Origin of the sequence: Brevundimonas albigilva (assembly GCF_023573565.1) — a bacterium.
In the GTDB taxonomy this organism is placed as follows: Bacteria; Pseudomonadota; Alphaproteobacteria; order Caulobacterales; family Caulobacteraceae; genus Brevundimonas; species Brevundimonas albigilva.
The window spans coordinates 3,195,502-3,220,236 of the sequence record NZ_CP097649.1 but is presented as its reverse complement, the minus strand read 5'-3'; the positions used below and the strand labels follow the sequence as shown (position 1 = coordinate 3,220,236).

The window sequence follows — 24,735 nt, the reverse complement described above, 5'->3', positions numbered from 1 at the left end:
TCAACGCGCGTTCAGGGCGCGGCGGCGATGGCCGCGAGATCGGCGGCGGGCGCCTTGTTGGCGGCCACGATCCAGGCCGGGGGCGCGGGCTCCCAGCGGATCGGGCGGCCCTCGGTGTGGGTCCAGCGGTGCAGCCAGGATATCCCGTTGGCGCGGACATAGGCGTCCGGGCGGGCGTAGATCGGGTCGGCCAAGGCCTCATCCAGGGTCACGAAGCGATAGCCGCGCGCCAGATAGAGGGCGTGAATCCGCGGATAGAAGGCCTGGTTCAGGCTGTTGGCGTGCAGCAGCAGAACCTGCGCCGGCTCGCGCCCGTCGGCCAGTTCGGCGCTGTAGGGTTCGAAGAAGTCCAGCACCGTGGTCATGTGCGCCACATAGGCCTCGCCGATGCGGCGCATCAGGTCGGCGTCGCCCAGCGTCTCGGCCTTGCGATAGACGTCGGCGAACATCCAGTCGTTGTTGTCGATCGTCACCGGCGCGACGTCATAGCCCCGCGCGGCCAGGCCCGCGGCGATGGCGTCATGCTTTTCCGGGGTTTCGCCGGTGAACAGGAAGGGGTGGCGGAACCAGTGCAGGCGACGCCCCCGCGCCTCCAGCACCGACCGCGCGACGGGGGCGCCGGCGTCCACGTTCGCCAGATAGGCGTCGGCGGCGATGTCGTGGATGTTGACGTGGTCGGCGGTGTGGTTGCCCAGGTCCAGACCCGCGTCCAGCCAGAGGTCGAGCGCCCGCGCCAGCGTCGAGGCGCGGGTCGGGGCGCAGACGCGCCCCTCGTTGACGAAGGCCGTGGCGTGGGTGTCCAGCGGCCGCAGCATCTCGACGAAATCCGTGGTCAGCCGCATCAGGCTGGCCGGATCGCAAAGGGCGGCGTCGGCGGCCTGATAGGGCAGGTCGTCGAAGGTGACGGCCACGCGCCGGTCCTGGGCGTCGGCCGCGCGCGCCAGGCCGAGCGCCAGGGCCAGTGCGACAAGGGCGGACAGGGCGGCGGAAATCCTCATGGCGGCACCCTAGCCCGTGGCGGGCGCGCCGCAAGGCGGGACGTGTTTGATCCGAAGGCGGATCATCTGTCGAAAACCCGCCGCGAAAGGTTCACGAACGGCAAAGCCGGCGTTAAATTTCAACGGTTAGACGGCCTTTCGAGCAGGGAGGGCCCGGATGCCGCTGATCGGTGATTTCGTCGACATGATCCCGCCTCTGGACCTGGGCACGCCCGGGGCCGAGGTGTTCGAGCGATTCCAGGCCGAGCCCAACACCCTGGCGCTGGCCGTGGTGGACGGCGACGGCCGCCCGGTCGGCCTGATCGAGCGCAACGCCTTCACCCTGCGCATGGCGGCCGAGTTCGGCCGCGCCCTGTATGCGCGCAAGCCCGCCGAGAGCCTGATGGATCGCGACCCGCCGATCGCGGACGCCTCGACCAGCGCGGAATCCTTTTTCGAGGCCTATGGCGCGGCGCAGCTGGGGGCGCTGCTCAGCGGCTTCATCGTGGTGTCGAGGGGGCGCTACGTCGGCGTGGGCACGGCGCTGCAGATCGTCCAGGCCGGGGCGGCCGTCCACCGACAGCGCGCCGAGGCCATGAGCGCCCTGGCCCGCGACCTGGCCCTGGCCGAGGCCGAGGCGGTCGCCTCCAGCCGCGCCAAGTCCGAGTTCCTGGCGGTGATGAGCCACGAGATCCGCACGCCGCTGAACGGGGTGCTGGGCGTGGCGGCGCTGATGGAGAAGAAGCTGGAGCAGGAGGAGCTGCGGCCCTATGTCCGCACCGTCATCGATTCCGGCCAGAGCCTGCTGCGGCTGCTGACCGACGCGCTGGACATGTCGCGCGCCTCGGCGGGGATGCTGACCCTGGAGGAGGAGCCGCTGGACCTGGGCGTGCTGGCCCGCGACATCGACGCCCTGTGGCGGGCGCGGGCCGAGGAAAAGAGCCTGACGCTGCGGATCGAGGCGGACCTGCCGGACGCGTCCTGGGTCATGGCCGACGGGATGCGGCTGAAGCAGCTTCTGAACAATCTGATCGGCAACGCCCTGAAATTCACCCACGAGGGCGAGGTCGTCGCCACGATCCGGCGTCGCCCCGACGCCCAGGGCCAGGCGGTCGAACTGACCGTGGACGACAGCGGCCCCGGCGTGCCGCCCGCGGCCGCGGCGACGATCTTCGAGCCGTTCAACACCGGCAAGGCCGGGCGCGAGGGCGCCGGCGCGGGCCTGGGCCTGGCCATCTGCCGCCAGATCGCCGAGCGGATGGGCGGGACGATCGGCCTTTCCACCTCGCCCCAGGGCGGGGCGCGGTTCCAGGTGACGCTGCCGCTGGCGGCCTGCGCCGCCGACGCCGCCCCGGCCGCGGCCCCGCCCGCCGAGCCCACGCCGCACGAGACGCTGCACGTCCTGGTGGTCGACGACAATGCGGCCAACCGCTTCGTGGCCGGCAAGCTGCTGGAGATGTTCGGCTGCTCGGCCGAAATGGCCGAGAACGGGGCCGAGGCGCTGGCCGCGGTGCAGGCCCGCGACTTCGACCTGGTGCTGATGGACATCAAGATGCCGGTGATGGACGGCGTCAGCGCCGCGCGCGCCATCCGCGCCCTGCCCGGACCCCAGGCGCGCCTGCCCATCCTGGCCCTGACCGCCAACGCCGACGAGCGCGACGAGGCCGATTACGTCGCCGCCGGCATGAACGGCGTGGCGCAAAAGCCGATCCAGCCCGACGCCCTGCTGAACGCCATCCGCCTGGTCCTGGCCGAGGCCGGCGACGCGCCGGTCGCCGCGGCCGCCTGAAACGAACGACGCCCGCCCCGGAGACCGGAGCGGGCGTCGGACTTTTTCGCTGTACGCGCGACGCGGTCGCTCGCGGCTTGAGCCGGCGTGTCCGCCAGGCGCGCGCCGCGCGCGGCCTGGGCGAACCTTAAGCCAGGGCGGCGCGGACCTTGTCGGCGACGGCCTTGAAGCCGGTCGCGTCGGCGGCGATCGCGGCCAGGACCTTGCGGTCCAGCTCGATGCCGGCCTTGCCCAGGCCGTGGATGAACTGGCTGTAGGTGAAGCCTTCGACGCGGGCGGCCGCGTTGATGCGCTGGATCCACAGGGCGCGGAAGTTGCGCTTCTTGGTGCGGCGGTCGCGATAGGCGTATTGCCCGGCGCGGTCCACGGCGGCCTTGGCCGTGCGGATGGTGTTCTTGCGACGGCCCCGGAAGCCCTTGGCCTGTTCCAGAACCTTCTTGTGCTTGGCGTGCGAGGTTACGCCACGTTTGACGCGAGCCATGATGTCATTTCCCTTCGGGAAGCCCCTACGTTCGCTGCGCGGCAGCTCACTTCTTCAGGGGCGTCAGTTCAAATTCGATGCGGTGAGAAGAGGTCGATGCCTGCGCCTTAGGCGTAGGGCATGTAGGACTTGATCTTCTTGGCGTCGGCGTCGGCCATGACGGCGGTGCCGCGGTTCTGGCGGATGTACTTGGAATTGTGGCTGATCAAGCGGTGACGCTTGCCCGCCACGCCGGCCTTCACCTTGCCCGACGCGGTGAATTTGAAGCGCTTCTTGGCGCCCGACTTGGTCTTCAGTTTCGGCATTTCAGTCTCCTTTTTTGGAGGGGCTGCCGCCCTTCGGGCTGCTTGAGCCCGTTGGGGGGTGTCTCTCCAGAGTTTAAGAACCGCCCAGGCATGCCTGTTCGCCCGGCGGTTCGGTACGCGAAGGCGCGGCTTCTACGCGAAGGCCCGATCGAAAGCAAGACGCCCCGGCCTTTCGACCGGGGCGTCCATTGTTCGGCGGCGGATCGCGATCAGCGCGGGGCCAGGATCATGATCATCTGGCGGCCTTCCATCTTGGGCGCGAACTCGACCTTGGCCACCTCGTCGAAGTCGGCCTGGACCTTGTTCAGCAGCTTCATGCCCAGTTCGGGGTGCGCCATCTCGCGGCCGCGGAAGCGCAGGGTGACCTTGACCTTGTCGCCTTCCTCGAAGAAGCGCGTCATCGCCTTGGTCTTCACCTCGTAGTCGTGGGTGTCGATGTTGGGGCGGAGCTTGATCTCCTTCAGCTCCACGACCTTCTGACGCTTGCGCTGCTCGGCCTTCTTCTTCTGTTCCTGGAAACGGAATTTGCCGTAGTCGAGGATCTTGGCCACGGGCGGGTCGGCGGTGGCGACGATCTCGACCAGATCCATGCCCGCCTCCTCGGCGGCCTCGAGGGCGGCGGAGGTCGGCATGACTCCCTGCTTTTCGCCGTTCTGATCGATGAGCAGAACGCGGGGGGAGCGGATTTCCTGGTTCATACGCGGCCCGTCCTTCACGGGCGGCGCTTGCATGGGACGGCGAATGGGCGTCGTTTCCTTATGTGGTCGATGAAGGCTTGCAATTCGATGAGCGGAAGCGCGCGGCTGAGCGCCGCGTTCCCCTCAAGGCCGGCAATATGGCCGCGAAAGGCCGGATTTTCAAGGCGTCGTCGGGGTGGAGGGCGCGCCGGCGACATATTGGTCGTGCAGCTGCAGCACGGCCTGGAAGACGTGATCGACGCTCAGGTCCTCGATCGGCGCGAACTGGCCGCGCGTCTCGTTGGAGGCGACGGTCGCCGTCCGGGGGCCCCACGGCCCGTACAGCCACCACTCGGTCGGGCCGAACAGGCCCAGCGTCGGCCGGCCCAGGGCGGCGGCGACGTGCATCAGGCCCGAGTCGTTGCCCACGAACAGGGTCGCCCGGTCGATGGCGGCGGCCGAGGCCAGGATGTCGCCCTTGCCGACGAAGTCGATGCCGCGAGGACCGGCCGCCTCCAGCGCCGGGGTCGCCGGGGGCCGGTCGCCGGGGCCGCCCACGGGCATGAAGCGCCAGCCGTCGAAGCGCGGCTCGGCCTTCAACCTTTCGACCAGGGCGCCCCAGCGGTCGGCGGGCCAGCTCTTGCCGGGCTGGTGGGCGATGGGGGCCAGCGCCAGGATGGGGCCGGGGCCGGACCCGCCGGCCAGCTGCGGGTCGATGACGGCGGCGGCCTCGGCGCGCGCCCGGTCGTCCAGGAAGATCTCGGGATCCAGCGGCCGGTCGGCGCCCATCAGGCGCGACACCATCTCCACCTTGCGCAGGCCGGTCTCCCAGGAGCGGTTATAGACGATGCGCCGCCTGGCCGGGACCAGATAGGCCAGGGCCGAGCCGCGGATGTCGATGACCAGGTCCCAGCGCGTGGCGACGACCTGTCTCCACAGGTCCAGCCAGTGGCCGGCCATCTTCTTCTTGTCCAGGACGATGGTGCGGACCACGCCGGGCGCCGACCGGAAGAAGGGCGCGGGCGGGCGGCCGCAGGCGACGGTGATCGCCGCCCCCGGAAGCTGGCGCGCGATCTCGCGGATCACGCCCGACGAGATGACGCAGTCGCCGATGCGGTTGGAGGTGACGAACAGGACCTGGGGCGGCTGGGAGGGTGCGGACATCGCTTCTTCCGTCATCCTCGGGTCAAGCCCGAGGATCGGGGGCGCGGCGCGAAAGACGCCGGGCGGGTTCACGGCCGAAGCCGCCTGCTGCCCATCCGTGTGCGTCACGCCCGATCCTCGGGTCAAGCCCGAGGATGACGAAGGCGCGGAGTCGGGGCACAAGGGCGCCATGACCGACATCCAGCACCTCTCCCGCCCCGACGGCGAAACGCTCGCCTTCAAGCGCGTCGACGGCGAGGGCCCGACCGTGGTCTGGATCGGCGGCTTCCGCTCGGACATGGAGGGGACCAAGGCCGTGGCGCTGGATGGGGCGGCGCGCGCGCGCGGCTGGAACTATGTCCGCTACGACCACTTCGCCCACGGCCGGTCCTCCGGCGACTGGAGGCGGGCGACGATCGGCCGCTGGCGCGAGGACGCCGTCGCCCTGGTCGACAGCCTGGAAGGGCCGGTGCTCCCGGTCGGATCGTCGATGGGCGGCTGGGTGGCCCTGCTGCTGGCCCTGGCGCGGCCGGAGCGCGTGAAGGGCCTTGTGCTTGTCAATCCGGCCCAGGACTTCACCCAGCGGCTGATGTGGCCGGGCCTGGCCGACCACGAACGTCAGGCCATCCTGCGCGAGGGCGAGACCCTGATCGTGGAGGAGGGGCTGGGCGAATACGTCCTGACGCGCCGCCTGTTCGAGGAGGCGCGCGACTGGCTGCTGCTGGACGGCGCGATCGACATCGCCGCGCCGGTCCACGTGCTGCAGGGCCGCGACGACGACGTGGTGCCGTGGCGGCATCAGGTCGAGCTGGTCGAGCGGCTGACGGGCGGCGACGTGCGGCTGGACCTGATCGCGGGCGGCGACCACCGCCTGTCGACGCCCGCCGACCTGGACCGCCTGGTCGCGGCGGTCGAGGCGATGCGCGCCTAGCCTTCCGCCTGCGGGATCGGATTGACGCGCGGATCGGGGCCGTTGGTGACGACGCGGTCGCGGTCGGCCAGGTCCTTGACCACCTTGACGTCGGCGAAGCCCGCCGCCTCGAACAGGGCCTTGACCTGCGGACCCTGGTCCCAGCCGATCTCGACGGCGAAGACGCCGCCGGGCTTGAGGATGCGCATCACCTCGGGGGCCAGGTCGCGATAGGCCTGGAGCCCGTCCGGCCCGCCGTCCAGCGCCAGGTGCGGGTCGTGGTCGCGCACCTCGGGGTCCAGGCCGGCGATGTGGTCGGTCGGGATGTAGGGCGGATTGGACACCACCAGGTCGAAGCTGTGGTCGCCGAAGCCGGCGGCCCATTCGGTGCGCAGGAAGGTCGCCCGGCCGTTCAGGTCCAGGTTGGCGGCGTTCTCGCGCGCCACCGCCAGGGCCTCCGACGAGATGTCGGACCCGACGCCGGTCGCCGCCGTGCGCTCGCTGAGCAGGGCCAGCAGGATGGCGCCCGAGCCGGTGCCCAGGTCGATGACGCTGAACGCCTCGTGCGGGGCGAAGGCCAGCAGGGCCACGTCCAGCAGGGTCTCGGTGTCCGGGCGCGGGCTGAGCACGTCGGGCGTGACGTTCAGCATGATCTTCCAGAACCCCTTCTTGCCCAGGATGCGCGACACCGGCTCGCGGCGCAGGCGGCGCTCGACCATCGCCTCATAGGCCTGGCGCTGATCGTCGGCGACGGCGCGGTAGGGGTCGGTCAGGATGTCGGTCCGGCTGGCCCCGGCGGCCGCCTCCAGCAGCAGGCGCGCGTCGATGGCCGGGCTGTCGATGCGGCCTTCCTTCAGGCGGGCCTGGGCCGCCTTCCACACGGTCAGCAGGGTCGGGGTGGCGTCGGCGGGCTTTGGGGTCAAGGGGTCGGTCATGTCCGGGTGATTGGGGTTTCGACGGGCGGATTGCAAGCGGCGCGGAACGCGGGGGCGGGCTGGCCGTTGGCCTCGCCATGGCCAAGCCGTCTCGTCCGCCCCTGTCCGCCCTGATCCGTCGCCTTTCCGCCCCGGGCGCGAAGGGAGGGGGCGGCGGCGGCCGGCTGTGGAAATTCGCCGGGGCGGCGCTGGGCGGCCTGGCGGCGGGCGCCGGCGCGGCGCACCTGCTCTACAGCCAGGGACACAAGGTCGGGGTCGAGCTGAGGGCGCCCCGGCCCGAACCCCTGCCGCCCAAGGACCCCACGCCCGAGGACTATGACGCCCAGGAGCCCGGCCGCGGCCGCATGGCCCAGCGTCCCGAGCATATTCCGCGCAAGGGCTGGGTCGACATCCTGTGGCGGACCGGCGCCGCCTATCTGGGCGACCGGGTCGGCTTCGTCGCCGGGGGCGTGACCTTCTTCACCCTGCTGTCGCTGTTCCCGCTGCTGGGGACGTTCGTGACCCTTTACGGCCTGTTCGCCGATCCGGCGGACGCCTGGGGGCGGCTGCAGTTTCTCTACGCCCTGCTGCCCGGCAGCATCGCCCAGTTCCTGGGCGGCGAGATGCAGCGGCTGGCCGAGAATTCCAACAGCCAGCTGACCTTCACCCTGATCTGGACCCTGGCCCTGTCGCTGTGGAGCGCCTCGGGCGCGGTGAAGGTGCTCTTCTACGGGCTGAACATCGCCTATCACGAGGTCGAGCGGCGCAACATCGTCCGCTACAACCTGCTGTGCCTGGGGTTCACGGTCGGCGCCATCCTGGCCGTGCTGCTTACCTCGGCCCTGGTGGTGGGCGTGCCGGTGGTGGTGCGGCTGTTCGGCCTGCAGGAGGAATGGGGCCTGTTCGCGCCGCTGCGCTGGCCGCTGCTGTTCCTGGGCTATGTCGCCGCCCTGACCCTGATCTATCGGTTCGGCCCGTGCCGGCAGAAGGCGCGCTGGCGCTGGCTGACGCCGGGCGCGATCTTCGCCGCCGTGATCAGCCTGACCATCTCCTTCCTGTTCAGCTGGTATCTGACCAACTTCGTGCGCACCGACAGCTACGGCCCGCTGGCGGCGATGATGGGCTTCCTGCTGTGGACCTGGATCTCGGTGCAGGTGATCCTGATGGGGGCCGAGCTGAACGCCGAGATCGAGCACCAGACGGCGATGGACACCACCACGGGCGCGCCCCAGCCGATCGGCGAACGCGGCGCGCGCGTGGCCGACACCGTCGGCGCCCGGCGCGGCAACCCCGCCGCCCTGGCCTTCACCCAGAAGCACGCCGAGGCCATCGCCGATCGGGTCATGGGCGCCGTGGGCCGCCGACGCTCCAAGGGCTGAGGCGGGCGTCCGTTCGCGCTTCGTGAACGGACGGGGGCGGTCGTTGGCGAAGGCGCCGCGGCCGTCGCCGCAACGGCGATGGCGGGGCGGGCGGCGTCGGGCCAGGGTCCGCCCATCGACGGCCGCCGCTCATGGGGAACGGCGCCGCCTTCGCCAAGGACGCCCGCCATGAAGACCGCCTCCCTCTTTCTCACTCCCGCCCTGGGCCTGCTGGCCGCCGGCCTGGCCAGCGCCCCGGCCCTGGCCGCCGATCTGTCCGTGACGTTCGAGCCGGGCGCCGAGACCGGCCGGATCATGGTCGCCCTGTTCGACAGCCAGGCCGCCTATGACGAGGGCCGGTCGGTGCGTCAGGCGGTCGTGGACGTGGCCGCCGGCCAGCGCACCGCCGCCTTCGACGGCCTGCCCGACGGCGACTACGCCGTGCGCGCCTTTCACGACGTCAACGGCGACGGGCGGATGACCACCAACCCCTTCGGCATGCCGACCGAGCCCTACGCCTTTTCCAACAACGCGCGCGGAAACATGGGGCCGGCCAAGTGGGATCAGGCCCGCTTCGCCGCCTCGGGCGCGACCGTCCAGACCGTCTCGATCAAGTGAGCCCGGCCATGACCCCGTCCCGCCGTTCCTTCCTGATGGGCGCCGCCGCGCTGTCGGCCGCTGTGGCCACGCCCGAGGCCGTGCGCGCCGCCGCCGCCCTAGACGCCGCCGCCGACTGGGCCCCCGACTGGGCCCCCGACTGGGCCTTGGCGACCCGCGACGTGGAGGGCGACGTCGCCCGCCGCGCCCTGACCCTGGTCCACGGCCGCGTTCCCGAGGGCCTTTCGGGCGTCCTCTATCGCAACGGGCCGGCCAAGTTCCGCCGGCCGGGCGGCGCGGCGACGCACTGGTTCGACGGCGACGGCCTGATGCGCGCCTTCCGCATCCAGGACGGCCAGGCGACGCTGGAGGCCCGATTCGCCGACACGCCCAAGCGCCGCTGGGAGAGCGAGCTGGACGCGGTGGTCACCCCCGGTTTCGGCACCAAGGGCGACGCGCGCGCCCGCGTCGGCTCCAACGACGACGCCAACGCCGCCAACACCGGCGTGATGACGGCCGGCGATCAGATCTGCTGTGGGAGGGCGGATCGCCCTTGGCGATGGACGCGGCGGACCTGTCGACCGGCGCCTTCGTCACCCTGCGCGACGACCTGAAGGGGATGCCCTTCCAGGCCCATCCGCGCTACGCCCCGGACGGTTCGATCTGGAACGTGGGGGCCTCGGGCGACCGGGCGGTGATCTGGCGGCTGGACCCGGACCGCGGCCTGAGGGACGCCCAGGTCGTGCCCCTGCCGCGCGCCAGCTACATGCACGACTTCACCGCCACGGACCGGCACGTGATCCTGGTGCTTCAGCCCTGGGTGTTCGAGGGGGACGCCATGCCCTTCGTCGCGCGCCTGAACTGGCGGCCCGAGGCGGGGACGCAGGTGATGGTCCTGGACAAGGACGACCTGACCCGGCGGCGGATCTACGACCTGCCCGGCTTCTTCCATTTCCACCTGGGCGACGCCTGGGCCGAGCCGGACGGCACGATCCGCTTCGACGTGGCCGCCAGCGGCGATCCGCGGTTCGCCGTCGACGGCGCCCGGGTGCTGGTCGAGGGGCGCGGCGTCGTGCCGGGAGAGCCCGCGCGCCTGGCCCTGATCACCCTGCGCCCCGACGGCCGGGCCGAGATGACGACGACCGACGCGGTCGGCGAGTTTCCCAAGGCGGACCCGCGGCGCGCAGGCCTGAAGCGCAGCCTGACGGCGCACACCGCCGGCGAGAGCCGGGGACGGCCCCTGCCGACGGGCCTGGCGATCCAGGACTGGAACGCCGGCCGGTCCGACGCCTTCGACTTCGGCGTCCACCAGGTGGTCGAGGAGACGGTCTTCGTGCCCAAGCCCGGCGCGACGGCCGAGCGGGACGCCTGGCTGGTCGGGCCCTCGGTCAACCTGCGCCAGGGGCGCACCGAACTGCACGTGTTCGACGCCGCGCGCGTCGCCGACGGGCCGGTCGCGACCTGGGCCGCCGACCTGGCGCTGCCGGCGGGCTTCCACGGCGTCTGGGCGGGATAGGTCCGTCTGGCGCGGGAATTGCCGGGGGTTCACGGTTCGCAAAGGCTGACGTGCCAAGGTGAGACCATGACCCCCGTCCAGACGCCCGCCGACCTGAAGCCGATCACCGCGCTGCGCTTCGCCGCCGCGCTGTGGGTCGCCGTCTACGCCTTCTGGGAGAACCTGGCCGGCGTCGGCCTGCCGGGCCTGGTGGCCAAGGGCTATCTGGGGGTCGAGCTGTTCTTCGTCCTGTCCGGCTTCATCCTGAGCCACGTCTATCTGGCGCAGGCGGGCGAGAAGCGGTTTTCTTACGGCCGGTTCCTGTGGGCGCGGGTGGCGCGGGTCTATCCGCTGCACATCGCCACCCTGCTGGGGGTCGGGCTGCTGGCCGGCGCGGCGATCGTCGCGGGGATGAGCGTGGATTCCAACGTGCTCAGCTGGTCGTCGCTGCCGGCCAATCTGCTGATGGTCCACGCCTGGGGCCTGGCGCCGGCGGCGGGCTGGAACCACCCGTCGTGGTCGATCTCGGCGGAGTGGTTCGCCTATCTGTGCTTCCCGGCCTTCGCCTTCGTCTTCTGGCGCCTGCGCGACAAGCCGGTCGTGGCCGTGCTGGGCGCGGCGGCCTTCCTGGCGGTGCTGTATTTCGTGTTCGAGCAGTGGGCGGGTTTTCCGCTGACGGAAGCCACCATCCGCTGGGGCGCGCTGCGCATCGTGCCGTGCTTCGCTTTGGGGTGCGCCCTCTATCTGGTCTATCGCAAGGCGCCGCTGAAGGCGCCGGGCCTCAGCGCCGCGATCTTCCTGGCGCTGATGCTGGCCAGCGCGGCCCTGGGCCTGTGGGACGCGATCACCGTGCTGCTGGCGGGCGGGCTGATCCTGTCGCTGGCCTCGCTGCCCAACGCCCGGGCCGGATGGCTGGCGTCCCGCCCGGCCGTCTATCTGGGGGAGATCAGCTATTCGGTCTATATGGTCTGCGTGCCGTGGAAGCTGCTGGCGGTGAATCTGGCGGCCAAGGCGACCGACGCGCCGGACAAGCAGCTTCACGTTTTCGTGTGGTTGGCGATCGTGGCCCTGCTGCCGGTCGTGGCCGCCGTCTCCTATCACCTGGTCGAACACCCGGCGCGCAAGGCTCTGCGCGGCTGGGGCGAGCGTCGCAATAAGACTTCCGCAACGAATACAAAGGACGCGGATACGTCGAAAGGGCTTGCCCCCGGCGGCGAACCCGTGGCCTAGTTTCCCGACCTGAGGCAGGTCGGGATACGCCACAGCATGACGAAACGCTTCACCGCCGCCGCGGTTGCGGCGACCCTTGGATTTTTTGCGGTCGGCGTGACGCCCTCCGCGGCCAGGGCCGACGACCCCTATTGGCAGTGCGTGACCTTCGCCCGGATGTTCTCGGGCATCCAGATCTTCGGCGACGCCTGGACGTGGTGGCGCCAGGCCGCCGACAACTTCCGCACCGGCCGCCGCCCCGAAACGGGCTCGGTGCTGGTGTTCCGCCCCGAGGGCCGCATGAGCCGGGGCCACGTCGCCGTCGTCTCCGACATCCTGACCGACCGCGTGGTGCGCGTGACCCACGCCAACTGGGGCGGCAGCCGCGGCAAGGTCGAGGAGAACGTCACCGTCGTCGACGTCTCGCCGTCCAACGACTGGAGCCAGGTCAAGGTCTGGTACAATCCGATCAACGACCTGGGCACGACCGTCTATCCGACCTACGGATTTATCTACAAGGGCGCGCGCGACGCCTTCGACGCCGGCCGCCAGATCGCCAGCGCCGCGACCGGCCAGGGCCAGCAGTAGCGCTCAGACCGGCGGCGGGGTGGCCTGGACCAGGCGCTGGCGACGCCGCACGTGCTCGCGCCAGGCCGTATAGAGGCCGCTGGCGCCGATCAGGCCCGCGCCCGCCAGGGTGGCCAGGCTGGGCGGACTGGCCAGCAGCCACCAGCCGAAGCCGATCGCGCCCACGATCTGCAGATAGTCGAACGGCGCGACCACGGCGACGGGCGCGCGCTGCAGCGAGGCGGTCATGAACAGCTGGGCCAGCCCGCCGGTCACGCCCGCGCCGACCAGCAGGGCGTAGGTCGCCGGGGCGTGGACATGGCCCACGAAGGGCAGCAGCAGCGCCCCCACGGCGGAAGACGCCGCGAAGAACCAGAAGACGATGGCGGCGACGTGCTCGCTGTCGCGCAGCTGGCGCAGGGTGATGGTCACCCCGGCGGTCAGCAGCGCCGCCGTCAGGCCGAACGCCAGCCCTTCCAGCGGGACGCCCCCGGCCGCGCCGGGCCGGGTCACCACCACCACGCCGATGAAGCCGACCGCGACCGCGGCCCAGCGGCGCGGGCCGACCGGCTCCTTCAGGATCAGGAAGGACAGCAGGGTGGCGAAGACCGGCGCGGTGAAGCTCAGCGTCGTCGCGTCCGCCAGCGGCAGCAGGGTCAGGGTCTGGAACACGCACAGGATGGAGGCGATGCCCAGGGCGCTGCGCCCCACGTGCGCCCACGGCCGGCGGGTCGACAGGGCCTTCAGCCCGCCCTGGCCGGTCATGACCCAGGCCAGCACCACCGGCAGGCCGAAGAAGGCGCGGTAGAACAGCATCTCGGGCGCGACCACGCCGTCCAGCGAGGCCAGCTTCAGCAGGGCGGCCATGACGGAGAAACAGCCCGCCGCCGCGACGCGCAGCGCGATCCCCCGGCCGATGGCTTCCGACGACGACACGGCGGCCTCCTCAGGCCTGGCGGAAGCCCAGGACGTCCTGCATGTCGTAGAGGCCCGGGCGGCGCGTGCGCACCCAGGCGGCGGCGGCCACGGCGCCCTTGGCGAACAGGGACCGGTCGATGGCCGAATGGCTGAGGGTCAGGACCTCGTCCTCGGAGGCGAACATGACGGTGTGCTCGCCGATGACGCCGCCCGCGCGGATCGAGGAGAAGCCGATCTTGCCGACGGGCCGTTCGCCGGTGATCCCGTCGTAGGGCTTCAGCCGCAGGTCCGCCAGGTCCGAGAACCGGCCCTCGGCCGCCGCCTCGCCCAGCATCAAGGCGGTGCCGGACGGCGCGTCGATCTTGCGCCGGTGGTGGGCCTCGGCGACCTCGATGTCCCAGTCCTGGGCGTCCAGCCGCTGGGCCGCGTGCTGGACCAGGCCGATCAGGATGTTGACGCCCAGCGAGAAGTTGCCGCTCTTGACGATGGCGATGCGCTCGGCGGCCTGCTGCAGCGCCGCCTCCTGCTCGGGCGTGAATCCGGTGGAGCCGATCACCAGGGCGGGTCCGCCGCGTTCGGCCGCCGCCTGGGCCAGGGCCAGGGAGGCGTCGGCGGTGGAGAAGTCGATCACCACGTCGCACAGCGACAGGTCGGCCTCGTCGCCCCAGTCGATGCGGGCGGCCACGACCACGTCGTCGCGCGCGTCCAGCACCTGGGACACCGCCCGACCCATCCGGCCGCGATAGCCGGAGATGCCGGCGTGGAAGATGGCGCTCAAGCCGCGTTCTCTTTCGACCCGTCCGCATCCTGGTTGCCCAGGATGTCGGCCCAGAAGCGCTTCGCCTTTCCGGCGAAGCTGGAGTTGCGGGGGTTCTGCTCCTCGCCGAACGACAGGGCAAGCTCCTGAAGCAATTCCTTCTGGCGGGCGGTCAGGTCGGTGGGGGTCTCCACGAACAGTTCGACGACCAGGTCGCCGCGCCCGCGTCCGTTCAGGTGCGGCATGCCCTTGCCCTTGATGCGGACCGTCTTGCCGGTCTGGGCGCCGGCGGGCACGTCGACCGAGGCCTTGCAGCGGCCGTCGCAGGCCTCGGACACCAGGCAGGGGGCGTCGACCACCCCGCCCAGGGCCGCCACCGTCATCGGCACCGGCACCGTGACCAGCAGGTCCAGGTTGTCGCGCTCGAACAGTTCGTGCGGGGTGACGGACAGGAAGACGTACAGGTCGCCGCGCGGGCCGCCGCGCTGGCCGGCGTCGCCCTCGCCCGACAGGCGGATGCGCGAGCCGTCGTCCACGCCGGCGGGAATCTTCAGGTTCAGGGTGCGGGTCTTGCGCACCTGGCCGTGGCCCTGGCAGGTCGTGCAGACGTCGGCGGCGGCGATGCGCTGGCCGGCGCCGCCGCAGGACGGGCAGGTCCGTTCCATCTGGAAGAAGCCGTTGGCCTGGCGGATGCGCCCGGCGCCGCGGCAGGTGGCGCAGGTCGTGGGCTTGGCCCCCGGCTTGGCGCCCGAGCCCTCGCAGGTTTCGCAGGTGGCGGTGGCGGGGACGGAAATCTCGACCTCGGCGCCCTTGTAGGCCTGCTCCAGGGTGATCTCCAGGTCGTAGCGCAGGTCGGAGCCGCGGCGGGGGCCGCCCTGGCTGCGGCCCTGGCGGCCGCCGAACGCATCGCCGAAGGCGTCGCCGAACACCTGGGAGAAGATGTCGTTCAGGTCGTTGAAGCCGGCGCCGCCGCCCTGGCCGAACGGATTACCGCCGCCGCCGTTCACCCCGGCATGGCCGAAGCGGTCATAGGCGGCGCGCTTCTGGTCGTCCGACAGGACCGCATAGGCCTCCGAGATTTCCTTGAACACGGCCAGCGATTCCTCGGAGCCGCCGTTGCGGTCCGGATGGTGCTGCATGGCCAGCTTGCGATAGGCGGCCTTCAGGCCGGGCGCGTCGATGGTGCGCTCGACGCCCAGAACCTCGTAGTAATCACGCGCCATCGGGCGTTGGTCCTCATACTTCCCCGGTCGGCCCCGCCGTCGCGCCTCTGGCGGACGCTGGCGGGAAACGATGTCCCGGCTGACATGGGGGCCGGGACGGATGATGCAAGTTTCATGAAAAGACCCCGCCCATCGCGAGACAAGCGGGGTCCTGTCATTTCAGCGACCTGATGCGATCAGGCGCTCTTCTTGTCGTCGGCGTTGTCGGCGTCCGAGACTTCCTCGAACTCCGCATCCACCACGCCGTCGTCGGCCGGCTGGCCCTCGGCGGCGTCGCCCGCGCCCTGCTGGGCGGCGTACATGGCCTCGCCCAGCTTCATCGAGGCCTGGACCAGGGTGTTGGTCTTGGCCCGGATGTCCTCGGGATCGGTCCCGTCGCGAGCGGTCTTCAGATCGGCCAGGCCGGTCTCGATGGCCGTCTTCTCGTCGGCGCCGACCTTGTCGCCGTGTTCGGCCAGGGCCTTCTCGGTCGAGTGGATCAGGCTGTCGGCGGCGTTCTGGGCCTCGACCAGGTCCTTCCTGGCCTTGTCGGCGGCGGCGTTGGCCTCGGCTTCCTTGACCATCTTGTCGATGTCGGCGTCCGACAGGCCGCCGTTCGCCTGGATGCGGATCGACTGCTCCTTGTTGGTCGCCTTGTCCTTGGCCGAGACGTTGACGATGCCGTTGGCGTCGATGTCGAAGGCGACCTCGATCTGCGGCATGCCGCGCGGGGCCGGCGGGATGCCCATCAGGTCGAACTGACCCAGCATCTTGTTGTCGGCCGCCATCGGACGCTCGCCCTGGAAGACCCGGATCGTCACGGCCGACTGGTTGTCGTCGGCGGTCGAGAAGGTCTGGCTCTTCTTGGTCGGGATGGTGGTGTTGCGCTCGATCAGGGGCGTGAAGACGCCGCCCAGGGTCTCGATGCCCAGGGTCAGGGGCGTCACGTCCAGCAGCAGCACGTCCTTGACGTCGCCCTGCAGCACGCCGGCCTGGACCGCGGCGCCCAGGGCCACGACCTCGTCCGGGTTCACGCCCTTGTGCGGCTCCTTGCCGAAGAAGGTCTTCACCGCTTCCTGCACGGCCGGCATCCGGGTCATGCCGCCGACCAGCACCACCTCGTCGATGTCCGAGGCCTTCAGCCCGGCGTCGGCCAGGGCCTTCTTGCACGGCTCGATGGTGCGCTGGATCAGGTCGCCGACCAGGGCTTCCAGCTTGGCGCGCGTCAGCTTGATGTTCAGGTGCAGCGGACCGGACGCGTTCATGGTGATGAACGGCAGGTTGACGTCGTACTGGGCGGTCGAGGACAGCTCCTTCTTGGCCTTTTCCGCTTCCTCGCGCAGGCGCTGCAGGGCCAGCTTGTCCTGGCGCAGGTCGACGCCCTGTTCCTTCTTGAACTCGTCGGCCAGATAGTCGGCCAGGCGCACGTCGAAGTCCTCGCCGCCCAGGAAGGTGTCGCCGTTGGTCGACTTCACCTCGAAGACGCCGTCGCCGATCTCCAGGATCGAGACGTCGAACGTGCCGCCGCCCAGGTCATAGACGGCGATCTTCTGGCCGTCGTTCTTCTCCAGGCCATAGGCCAGGGCCGCCGCGGTCGGCTCGTTGATGATGCGCAGCACTTCCAGGCCGGCGATCTTGCCGGCGTCCTTGGTGGCCTGGCGCTGGCTGTCGTTGAAATAGGCCGGGACGGTGATGACGGCCTGGGTGACCTTCTCGCCCAGATAGGCCTCGGCGGCCTCCTTCATCTTGGTCAGGGTGAAGGCCGAGATCTGCTGGGGCGAATAGTCCTTGCCGTGCGAACGCACCCAGGCGTCGCCGTTCGGGCCCTTGACGATCTCGTAGGGCACCATGCCCTTGTCCTTGGCCACGATCGGATCGTCGAAGTTGCGGCCGATCAGGCGCTTGATGGCGAAGAAGGTGTTGGCGGGATTGGTCACCGCCTGGCGCTTGGCCGGCTGGCCGACCAGGGTCTCGCCGCCGTCCTGAAGGGCGACCACCGACGGGGTGGTGCGGGCGCCTTCGGCGTTCTCGATGACCTTGGGGTTCTTGCCGTCCATGACGGCCACGCACGAGTTGGTGGTGCCGAGGTCGATGCCGATGATCTTGGCCATGGGCGTTCTATTTCTCTCCGTATCGGCGGGCGATGCGGCGGCCTTCGACGAAGCGCCGCGCGTGACCGCCCCCAGTGGGTTGGCGTTGAACTTTCCGGATAGCCCCAGTTTTCTCGGGGTTTCTCCGAAGCTGGCCCCGATATGGGAAACACCCCTAGGGCCGCAAGGCCTTGATTGCGATCCGAAGGCCTTTTGCGGGGATGCGGGGCGGGCCTATGTGAAGGCGCATGATCCCGCTTCCGCCAGAAACGCCCACGGCGACCCCCGGCTTCCGGCTGTGGCGCGGCGCCCTGGCGGCGTCGGCTCAGGCGGCGCTGGTCGAGGCGGTGATGCAGGGGCTGGAGGCCGCGCCCCTCTATCGGCCCGTCACGCCGGGCGGGCGGCCGCTGTCGGTCAAGATGAGCAACTTCGGACCGCTGGGCTGGGTGTCGGACCGGGCCGGCTATCGCTACCAGCCGACCCACCCCGAGACCGGCCGACCCTGGCCGTCGATCCCGCAGGCGCTGCTGGAGCTGTGGCGGGCGACCGTGAACTGGCCCGATCCGCCCGACGCCTGCCTGGTGAACCTTTATCGCGACACGGCGAAGATGGGCCTGCACCAGGACCGGGACGAGGCGGACCTGAAGGCGCCGGTGCTGTCGGTGTCGCTGGGCGACACGGCCGTGTTCCGCATCGCCGGCGCCGACGGAAAGACCTCGACGCTGAAGCTGGAAAGCGGCGACGTCTGCGCCCTGGCCGGCCCGGCGCGGCTGGCGCGCCACGGGGTGGACCGCGTCCTGGCGGGATCGTCGCGACTGATCCCCGGCGGCGGGCGCATCAACCTGACCCTGCGCCGGGCGCGCTGATCTTGCCGTCGTTCCGGGACTGAGCGAAGCGATGAACCCGGAAGCCACGGCCGCATCCACGATCTGAACCGCATGGTGGACGGGCCGGATGACGGCCTCCTGGGTTCCGGGTTCGCCCTGCGGACGCCCCGGAAAGACGATGTCTGGGGCGATCCTAGTCCCCCGTCTGTTCCTTGACGCCCAGAGCGTCGGCCAGGCGCATCTTGGCCGAGCCGCGCGGCAGGGGCTTCTGCTGGCTCTCGTGCGGCTTCCAGCCGGCAAGATGGACGATCTCGAAGGTGGCGGGGATGCGGCCGTCGGCCTCGGCGTGGCGCTCGGCGTAGAGGGCGGCGGCGCGGCCGAGGACGGCGCGCGACAACGGCCGGATCGGGCCGGCCAGGACATTGGTCTCGCCCATCGCCCGCAGGTCGCGGACCAGGGCGGCCAGGTCGGGATAGCGCACGGTGAACCGGTCCACGTCGGACACGGGCAGGGCGAACCCCGCCCGCTGCAGCAGGGCCGCGCCGTCGAAGCCGTCGGCGAAGGGCGAGACCCGCGCCTGGGCGCCGCCGCGCTCGGCCAGTTCCGCCTCGGTCAGCACCCCGCGCAGCTCCTTCAGCGTGCCGGCCCCGAACAGCGTGCCGATGAACAGGCCGTCCGGCTTCAGGGCGCGGCGGATCTGGGCCAGGGCGCCCGGCAGGTCGTTGGCCCAGTGCAGGCTGAGCAGAGACACGATCAGGTCGGTCGAGCCGGGGTCCAGCGGCAGGGCGGCGGCGCCCGGCGCGGCGCGCTGGTCCAGGCTGGTCGGCGTCGACACGGGGCCGATGCGGCCCGCCGCGTCGCTGGCCGCCACGGCCTCGGAAAACACCCCCGGTTGCGCCGAGAGGTCGACCGCGACGGGAAAGTCGCGCAGGATCGCCTCCAGGCTGCCCGCCGCGTTCTCGGCGGCCCGCCGGTGCAGGAAGTCCGCCTCGCGAAAGCGCCGGGCCGAACGCGCCAGCCGGGCCGCGCGGCGGCGGGCGTCGAAGATCTGCGGGGGGCCGGAGGCGGCCGGGGAGGGGTCGGTCATGGACGCACAGGATGGGGTCTGGCGCGCGACGTGGAAAGGGGCGAGCCGACGCGCGCGCGACCTGGGGCGGTCCGCCGCCGACCTGATCCTGCCGCCGCTGGCCCACGACAGCCGCGAGGCGACCGCCGCCGCCGGCCTGACGCCCGACGCCTGGAGCCGCATCGCCTTTCTGGAGGCGCCGGTGTGCGACGGCTGCGGCGCGGCGTTCGAATATGACGGCGGGGCGTTCGCCCAGGACCGCTGCGCCGCCTGCCTGGCCCAGCCCTACGGCTTTCACCGGGCGCGGGCGGCTTGCGTCTATGACGACGCCTCGCGCGGGCTGATCCTACGCTACAAGCACGGCGACCAGCAGCAGTTCGCGCCCCTGTTCGCCCGCTGGATCGGCCGGGCGGCCGCCGACCTGCTGGGCGAGGCCGATGTCATCGCGCCCGTGCCGCTGCACCCGTTCCGGCTGCTGTCGCGCCGCTTCAACCAGGCGGCAGAGATCGCCCGGCCGCTGGCCCGCACGGCCGGCCTCGACTATGTCCCCGACGCCCTGGTCCGCATCGTCCGCACCGACAGCCAGGGCGGCAAGAGTCGGCGCGGGCGGCGGTTGAACGTGAAGAAGGCCTTCGCCGTCACCGAGGCCGGCCGCCGTCGCATCAAGGGCCGTCGCATCCTTCTGGTCGACGACGTGTTGACCACGGGCGCGACCGGAGAGGCCTGCGCCCGCGCCCTGGTCGACGCCGGGGCCCGGGCCGTGGACCTGGCCGTGATCGCCCGGGTGAAAAACGCCCGGCAACTGATTATCTAGAAGCGGCCCCTATGTTCGCCGCGCGGCGGCTCACGACTTGAGGGCGCATAATGATTGGAGATGCCTTTTGGCCGACGTCGTCATCTACACCAAACCCGGCTGCCCCTACTGCTTCAGCGCCATGGCGCTGCTGAAGAAGAAGGGCGTCGACTACACCGAGATCGTCGCCTCGAACGATCCCGCCAAGAAGGCCGAGATGGTCGAGCGGTCGGGCGGGGCCATGACCTTCCCGCAGATCTTCATCGACGGGCGGCACGTCGGCGGGTCCGACGACATCCACGCCCTGGACCGCCAGGGCGAGTTGGACCCCCTGCTGGCGGCCTGAGCCGTGGCGGGCGCGCTCGACATCGCCCTGGTCCAGACCCGCACCCCGGCGACGGCGCAGGCGGGGCTGGATCACGTCGCGCCGCTGATCCGCGAGGCGGCGGCGGGCGGGGCGAAATTCGTCCTGACGCCCGAGGGGACCAACCTGCTGGAACAGCGCCGCGACCGCCGCGCGGCCGTCCTGTCGAGCGAGGACCAGGATGTCGCCGTCCTGGGCTTGCGTCGGCTGGCGGCCGAGCTGGGCGTCTGGCTGCTGATCGGCTCGGCGATCGTCCGCTCGGGCCGGGAGGGCGACGACCGCGCCGCCAACCGGTCCCTGCTGATCGACGACAAGGGCGCCGTCGTGGCCCGCTATGACAAGCTGCACGTCTTCGACGTCAACCTGCCCAACGGCGAGCGCTACCGCGAGAGCGCGACCGTGCGGCCCGGCGACGGGGCGGCCGTCGCCGACACGCCCTGGGGCCGGCTGGGCCTGACCATCTGCTACGACATCCGCTTTCCCCACCTGCATCGCCAGCTGGCCCAGGCGGGGGCGTCGATGATCGCCGTGCCCGCCGCCTTCACCGCCCCGACCGGCGAGGCGCACTGGGAGACCCTGCTGCGCGCCCGCGCCATCGAGACGGGCGCCTTCGTCCTGGCCCCGGCGCAAGGGGGGCTGCACGAGGACGGCCGGCGCACCTGGGGCCGCTCGACCGTCGTCGGTCCGTGGGGCGAGGTCATCGCCAAGGCGGATCACGACCAGCCTTGCGTTCTTCACGCGAAACTGGACATGGAGGCCGTGGCCAAGGCGCGCGCGGCCATTCCCTCCTTGACCCACGATCGCGATTTCGCCCCCGTCCGATGATCCGCTACGCCCTGAAGTGCGACCACGACCACGGCTTCGAGGCCTGGTTCGGCTCCTCGTCGGACTATGACGACCAGGCCGCGCGCGGGCTGGTCGAATGCCCGTTCTGCGGCTCCCATGCGGTGGAGAAGGCGATCATGGCCCCGTCGGTCGGCGGCACGAAGAAATCCGCCGCGCCCGACATGGCCGCGAAGATGCAGACCATGATGATGGAGGCCGCGCGCGAGGTCCGCGCCCATGTCGAGGCCAACTTCGACTATGTCGGCGACGCCTTCGCCCGCGAGGCCCGCGACATCCACGAGGGCCGGTCCGAGAAGCGCGAGATCTACGGCGAGGCCACGCCCGCCGAGGTCAGGAAGCTGAAGGACGACGGCGTCCCCGTCGCGCCCCTGCCGGCCCCGCCGCCGGACCCGACCAAGGTCAACTGATCATGGCCTCGGGGGAGGAGCGGTATCAGGAGTTCGGGCCGCCGCCGGCGCTCCGCCCCTTCGTCCGCACGATCTGGACCTACGCCGCGCCGGCGCCGACGCCGGTCGTCCAGCGCATCGCCCCCGACGGTTGCCCCGAACTGATCTTCGACATCGGCGCGCCCTATGAGGAGCAGGACGACGACGGTGAATGGCGTCTTCAGCCGTCCGCCCTCTTCGCCGGCCAGATGACCCGGCCGCTGGCGCTGCGTCCCGTCGGCGCGACCGAACTCGTCGCCATCCGCTTCGAACCGGACGGCGCGCGCGACTGGCTGGGCCTGCCGCTGCATCAGGCGACGGACCGCCGGCTTGACATGACCGGGCGTCTGCGCGGCTTCAGCGCGCCGGCGGGCGATCCGGCCGGGCAGGCGGCGGCGTTCGGGGACTGGCTGGACGCCCAGCGCCGGGCCGGCGACTGGCGCATCGACCCGCGGGTCCGCGCCGAGGTCGAGGCGGCGACCGAGGCGCGTTCAGTCCCGCCCCGCGCGCCGACCGAGCAACGCGCCCTGCAGCGCCGCTTCGCCGACCGGGTCGGCGTGTCGCCGCGCCTGCTGCGTTCCATCTTCCGCTTCCGGCGGGTGTTCGACCACGCCGCCGATCCGGCGCGGGCCGAGGGCTGGCTGGGGGCGGGGCTGGAGGCCGGCTATTTCGATCAGCCGCAGATGGCGCGCGACTTCCGCCGCTTCCTGGGCTGCACCGCCACCGACTGGGCGCGCGAACAGCACGACCTGGCGCGGGCCATCGCGTCGCAATCCTACAAGCCGGGCGTCCCGCCTTCGGCCTAGCGTCGACTTCGCAGAGAGGGAGACCCGACGATGCTGACGCTGCTGATGATCACCGCCCTGCAGGCGGACCCGCGCCCCGACCTGAGGTGGATGGCCGGCTACTGGCTGTCCTGCGAGGACGGGCGCGAGGTCTCGGAGACCTGGACCGATCCGCGCCTGGGCCTGATGGCGGGAACCTCGGTCACCGTGCGCGGCGGCCGCGTCGGCTTCGAACTGTCGCGCATCGCCCCGACGGGGCCGGCGCCGGACGCGCCCCTGGCCTATTTCGCCCAGCCGGAGGGCATGGCGGTCACCGTCTTCCCCGTCGTCGCCTCGGGGCCGAACCAGGTGACGTTCGAACAGCCCGCCCACGACTTCCCCAGGCGCATCGTCTATGAACGCGCCGGCGATATGTTGTCGGCCCGGATCGAGGGCGACATCGACGGCGAGACGAGGACGATCCGATGGCGCTTCCGGACGGCGGAACTGAACGCGCGCTGCCCGGCCTGACCGGCCTGGACTGGCGGGCCATGCGGCCCGAGGACATCGACGCGGTGGTCGAGGTCGCGCGCCTGTCCTTCCCCGACCATTTCGAGGACCGCGCCTGTTTCGAGAACCGCCTGGCGCTCTATCCGCGCGGCTGCTTCGTTCTGGCGGGAGCCGGTGCGGAGGACGGGGCGGAGCCGGCGCGGGGCTATCTGATCGCCTACCCCTGGCGGGCCGACGCGGCGCCGGCCCTGAACACGGTGATCGAGGGCCTGCCGGCCCAGGCCGAGGTTCTCTATCTGCACGACCTGGCGCTGGACCCCCGGGCGCGCGGGGGCGGCCGGACCGGCGCGGTGATCGAGCGCCTGGCCGAACAGGCGGCCGAGGACGGCTGGCCCGCCCTCGCCCTGGTCGCCGTCAACGCCGCCTCGGGCTTCTGGGCCCGCCACGGCTTCGAGCCGCGCGATCCGCCCGGCATGGCGCAAAAGCTGGCCAGCTACGGCGAAGACGCCCGCTACATGGTGCGAACCCTGGCCTGAGCCTCAGCGGGCGCATTCCTTGGGCGCGTTTCCGTCGCGCGCCCACATCGCGCACGAGCGGTCGATCTCGGCCTGGATCATCTCGCAGGGATTGGCGGCGTTGCAGGGCGGGCGGGTCGCGGGGCTGACCATCCGGCACTGTTCGGCCAGGGCCGTGGCGGCCGCCTCGCCGATCTGGTCGCGGCACGGCTGGGCGCTCGTCGCGGGCGGCGCCGGGGTTTCCGGCGCGGTCGGAACCGGCGCGGGCGCAGGCGCGACGGGCGTGACGGGTGCGGGCGCGGGGGCCGGCGCGGCGGGGGCCGGCTCCGGCGCGGACGGGGCCGGTTGCTGCTGGCAGGCGGCCAGCGCCAGGGCCAGGGACAGGATCGGGGCGTAAACGGCGGCTTTCATGACGTCCTCGCGGTCTGTTCCAGGCAAGAACGCCGCCCGGGCCGTCCGGCTCCGCCCCGCCTGGGCCGCCGGTCTCAGCGGGCGACCGCCGCCAGCGCCGCCTTCTGCAGGGCGAACAGTTCGCCGCAGCCGCTCTCGGCCAGGGAGAACAGCCGGTCGAACTCGGCGCGCGAGAAGCCGCGCTTCTCGCCGGTGGCCTGGACCTCCACGATCTGACCGGCGCCGGTCAGGACGAAGTTGGAATCCGCCTCGGCCTGGGAGTCCTCCTCATAGTCCAGGTCCAGGACCGGAACGCCGTCGCAGACGCCGCACGACACCGCCGCCACCTGGTCCAGGATCGGGTCCGCCTTCAGCACACCCTCGTCGCGCAGATAGGTCAGCGCCGAGGCCATGGCGACCCAGGCGCCGGTGATGGCGGCCGTGCGGGTGCCGCCGTCGGCCTGGATCACGTCGCAGTCCAGCACCACCTGGCGCTCGCCCAGCGCCTTCAGGTCGACCACGGCGCGCAGGGACCGGCCGATCAGGCGCTGGATCTCCTGGGTGCGGCCCGTCTGCTTGCCCGCGGCGGCCTCGCGACGGCCGCGCGTGTGGGTGGCGCGGGGCAGCATGCCGTATTCGGCCGTGACCCAGCCCTGGCCCTTGCCGCGCATCCAGCCGGGGATGGTCTCCTCGACCGAGGCGGTGACCAGGACCCGGGTGTGGCCGAAGGCGATCAGGCACGACCCCTCGGCGTAGCGGTTGACGCCCGTTTCGATGGTGACGGCGCGCAATTGGTCGTCGGTGCGTTGCGAAGGGCGCATGGCTTGTCCTTGGAAGAGCTGGCGG

The 24,735-nt window shown here is 71.5% G+C and carries 27 protein-coding genes and 1 pseudogene; 15 read left to right on the top strand and 13 right to left on the bottom strand.

Annotation, left to right across the window (positions count from 1 at the left end; genetic code table 11):
* Positions 1–11: 11 nt before the first annotated feature.
* Positions 12–998 (bottom strand): polysaccharide deacetylase family protein, encoded by a 987-nt coding sequence (locus tag M8231_RS16150; protein WP_249749275.1) that lies wholly within the window; start codon positions 996–998, stop codon positions 12–14.
* Between the two features lie 157 nt (positions 999–1,155).
* On the opposite strand from M8231_RS16150, the gene M8231_RS16145 reads away from it, so the two are divergent.
* A complete protein-coding gene (locus M8231_RS16145; RefSeq protein ID WP_249749274.1) occupies positions 1,156–2,766 on the top strand; it encodes an ATP-binding protein in 1,611 nt (536 codons plus the stop codon).
* Positions 2,767–2,893: 127 nt separating this feature from the next.
* On the opposite strand, the gene rplT is transcribed toward M8231_RS16145, so the two are convergent.
* The 4 genes from rplT to M8231_RS16125 all read right to left on the bottom strand — a co-directional run bounded on the left by rplT (position 2,894) and on the right by M8231_RS16125 (position 5,393).
* Positions 2,894–3,247 (bottom strand): 50S ribosomal protein L20, encoded by a 354-nt coding sequence (gene rplT, locus M8231_RS16140; protein ID WP_249749273.1) that lies wholly within the window; start codon positions 3,245–3,247, stop codon positions 2,894–2,896.
* 107 nt (positions 3,248–3,354) lie between these two features.
* On the bottom strand, positions 3,355–3,552 hold the full coding sequence (gene rpmI / locus M8231_RS16135) for a 50S ribosomal protein L35 (protein ID WP_250201945.1): 198 nt from the start codon (positions 3,550–3,552) through the stop codon (positions 3,355–3,357).
* 209 nt (positions 3,553–3,761) lie between these two features.
* Positions 3,762–4,283 (bottom strand): translation initiation factor IF-3, encoded by a 522-nt coding sequence (gene infC, locus M8231_RS16130; protein ID WP_250201944.1) that lies wholly within the window; start codon positions 4,281–4,283, stop codon positions 3,762–3,764.
* A 126-nt stretch (positions 4,284–4,409) separates the two neighbouring features.
* Positions 4,410–5,393, bottom strand: a complete 984-nt coding sequence (locus tag M8231_RS16125) for a glycosyltransferase family 9 protein (RefSeq protein WP_250201943.1) — start codon at positions 5,391–5,393, stop codon at positions 4,410–4,412.
* 169 nt (positions 5,394–5,562) lie between these two features.
* Here M8231_RS16125 and M8231_RS16120 point away from each other — a divergent pair, with 169 nt between their 5' ends.
* Positions 5,563–6,303 carry an alpha/beta fold hydrolase gene (locus tag M8231_RS16120; RefSeq protein ID WP_250201942.1) on the top strand — a complete coding sequence of 247 codons (741 nt, stop codon included), beginning with the start codon at positions 5,563–5,565 and terminating at the stop codon, positions 6,301–6,303.
* On the opposite strand, the gene prmC is transcribed toward M8231_RS16120, so the two are convergent.
* Positions 6,300–7,217, bottom strand: coding sequence for a peptide chain release factor N(5)-glutamine methyltransferase (gene prmC, locus M8231_RS16115; RefSeq protein WP_249749270.1), 918 nt, complete (start codon positions 7,215–7,217; stop codon positions 6,300–6,302). The genes M8231_RS16120 and prmC overlap by 4 nt on opposite strands.
* Positions 7,218–7,294: 77 nt before the next feature.
* Between prmC and M8231_RS16110 the strand changes: the two genes are divergently transcribed.
* The 5 genes and pseudogenes from M8231_RS16110 to M8231_RS16090 all read left to right on the top strand — a co-directional run bounded on the left by M8231_RS16110 (position 7,295) and on the right by M8231_RS16090 (position 12,443).
* On the top strand, positions 7,295–8,575 hold the full coding sequence (locus M8231_RS16110) for a YihY/virulence factor BrkB family protein (protein WP_249749269.1): 1,281 nt from the start codon (positions 7,295–7,297) through the stop codon (positions 8,573–8,575).
* Between the two features lie 168 nt (positions 8,576–8,743).
* Entirely contained in the window at positions 8,744–9,172 is a 429-nt protein-coding gene (locus M8231_RS16105; protein ID WP_249749268.1) for a DUF2141 domain-containing protein, read from the top strand.
* Positions 9,173–9,180: 8 nt separating this feature from the next.
* Positions 9,181–10,667 (top strand): annotated as a pseudogene (locus tag M8231_RS16100) (carotenoid oxygenase family protein).
* Positions 10,668–10,733: 66 nt separating this feature from the next.
* A complete protein-coding gene (locus M8231_RS16095; protein WP_249749266.1) occupies positions 10,734–11,876 on the top strand; it encodes an acyltransferase family protein in 1,143 nt (380 codons plus the stop codon).
* A gap of 36 nt (positions 11,877–11,912) precedes the next feature.
* Positions 11,913–12,443, top strand: a complete 531-nt coding sequence (locus M8231_RS16090; protein WP_250201941.1) for a CHAP domain-containing protein — start codon at positions 11,913–11,915, stop codon at positions 12,441–12,443.
* A gap of 3 nt (positions 12,444–12,446) precedes the next feature.
* Here the strand turns inward: M8231_RS16090 and M8231_RS16085 are convergent, their stop codons facing one another.
* From M8231_RS16085 to dnaK, 4 genes are all read right to left on the bottom strand, one after another.
* Complete coding sequence (locus M8231_RS16085; RefSeq protein WP_249749264.1) at positions 12,447–13,358, bottom strand: DMT family transporter; 912 nt, start codon at positions 13,356–13,358, stop codon at positions 12,447–12,449.
* 10 nt (positions 13,359–13,368) lie between these two features.
* On the bottom strand, positions 13,369–14,118 hold the full coding sequence (gene dapB / locus M8231_RS16080) for a 4-hydroxy-tetrahydrodipicolinate reductase (RefSeq protein ID WP_249749263.1): 750 nt from the start codon (positions 14,116–14,118) through the stop codon (positions 13,369–13,371).
* Entirely contained in the window at positions 14,115–15,320 is a 1,206-nt protein-coding gene (dnaJ, locus tag M8231_RS16075; RefSeq protein ID WP_250201940.1) for a molecular chaperone DnaJ, read from the bottom strand. Before dnaJ ends, dapB begins: the two co-directional genes overlap by 4 nt.
* A gap of 176 nt (positions 15,321–15,496) precedes the next feature.
* On the bottom strand, positions 15,497–17,410 hold the full coding sequence (dnaK, locus tag M8231_RS16070) for a molecular chaperone DnaK (protein ID WP_249749262.1): 1,914 nt from the start codon (positions 17,408–17,410) through the stop codon (positions 15,497–15,499).
* 227 nt (positions 17,411–17,637) lie between these two features.
* On the opposite strand from dnaK, the gene M8231_RS16065 reads away from it, so the two are divergent.
* Positions 17,638–18,255, top strand: a complete 618-nt coding sequence (locus M8231_RS16065) for an alpha-ketoglutarate-dependent dioxygenase AlkB (RefSeq protein WP_249749261.1) — start codon at positions 17,638–17,640, stop codon at positions 18,253–18,255.
* A gap of 154 nt (positions 18,256–18,409) precedes the next feature.
* On the opposite strand, the gene M8231_RS16060 is transcribed toward M8231_RS16065, so the two are convergent.
* Complete coding sequence (locus tag M8231_RS16060) at positions 18,410–19,303, bottom strand: class I SAM-dependent methyltransferase (RefSeq protein ID WP_250201939.1); 894 nt, start codon at positions 19,301–19,303, stop codon at positions 18,410–18,412.
* On the opposite strand from M8231_RS16060, the gene M8231_RS16055 reads away from it, so the two are divergent.
* The 7 genes from M8231_RS16055 to M8231_RS16025 all read left to right on the top strand — a co-directional run bounded on the left by M8231_RS16055 (position 19,302) and on the right by M8231_RS16025 (position 23,520).
* Positions 19,302–20,096 carry a ComFC family protein gene (locus M8231_RS16055; protein WP_249749260.1) on the top strand — a complete coding sequence of 265 codons (795 nt, stop codon included), beginning with the start codon at positions 19,302–19,304 and terminating at the stop codon, positions 20,094–20,096. The two genes, M8231_RS16060 and M8231_RS16055, sit on opposite strands and share 2 nt — an antisense overlap.
* Before the next feature lie 67 nt (positions 20,097–20,163).
* Positions 20,164–20,421 (top strand): glutaredoxin 3, encoded by a 258-nt coding sequence (gene grxC, locus M8231_RS16050; RefSeq protein WP_249749259.1) that lies wholly within the window; start codon positions 20,164–20,166, stop codon positions 20,419–20,421.
* Positions 20,422–20,424: 3 nt separating this feature from the next.
* Positions 20,425–21,264 carry a carbon-nitrogen hydrolase family protein gene (locus tag M8231_RS16045; protein WP_249749258.1) on the top strand — a complete coding sequence of 280 codons (840 nt, stop codon included), beginning with the start codon at positions 20,425–20,427 and terminating at the stop codon, positions 21,262–21,264.
* Entirely contained in the window at positions 21,261–21,692 is a 432-nt protein-coding gene (locus tag M8231_RS16040) for a DUF1178 family protein (protein ID WP_249749257.1), read from the top strand. Before M8231_RS16045 ends, M8231_RS16040 begins: the two co-directional genes overlap by 4 nt.
* Positions 21,693–21,694: 2 nt before the next feature.
* Positions 21,695–22,516, top strand: coding sequence for a helix-turn-helix domain-containing protein (locus M8231_RS16035; protein WP_250201938.1), 822 nt, complete (start codon positions 21,695–21,697; stop codon positions 22,514–22,516).
* Between the two features lie 30 nt (positions 22,517–22,546).
* Positions 22,547–23,005 carry a DUF6265 family protein gene (locus M8231_RS16030; protein ID WP_249749254.1) on the top strand — a complete coding sequence of 153 codons (459 nt, stop codon included), beginning with the start codon at positions 22,547–22,549 and terminating at the stop codon, positions 23,003–23,005.
* On the top strand, positions 22,960–23,520 hold the full coding sequence (locus tag M8231_RS16025; RefSeq protein ID WP_250201937.1) for a GNAT family N-acetyltransferase: 561 nt from the start codon (positions 22,960–22,962) through the stop codon (positions 23,518–23,520). The genes M8231_RS16030 and M8231_RS16025 overlap by 46 nt, the downstream gene beginning before the upstream one ends.
* Before the next feature lie 3 nt (positions 23,521–23,523).
* On the opposite strand, the gene M8231_RS16020 is transcribed toward M8231_RS16025, so the two are convergent.
* Entirely contained in the window at positions 23,524–23,910 is a 387-nt protein-coding gene (locus tag M8231_RS16020; protein WP_250201936.1) for a hypothetical protein, read from the bottom strand.
* Positions 23,911–23,984: 74 nt separating this feature from the next.
* On the bottom strand, positions 23,985–24,710 hold the full coding sequence (rph, locus tag M8231_RS16015) for a ribonuclease PH (RefSeq protein ID WP_249749252.1): 726 nt from the start codon (positions 24,708–24,710) through the stop codon (positions 23,985–23,987).
* Positions 24,711–24,735 lie beyond the last annotated feature (25 nt).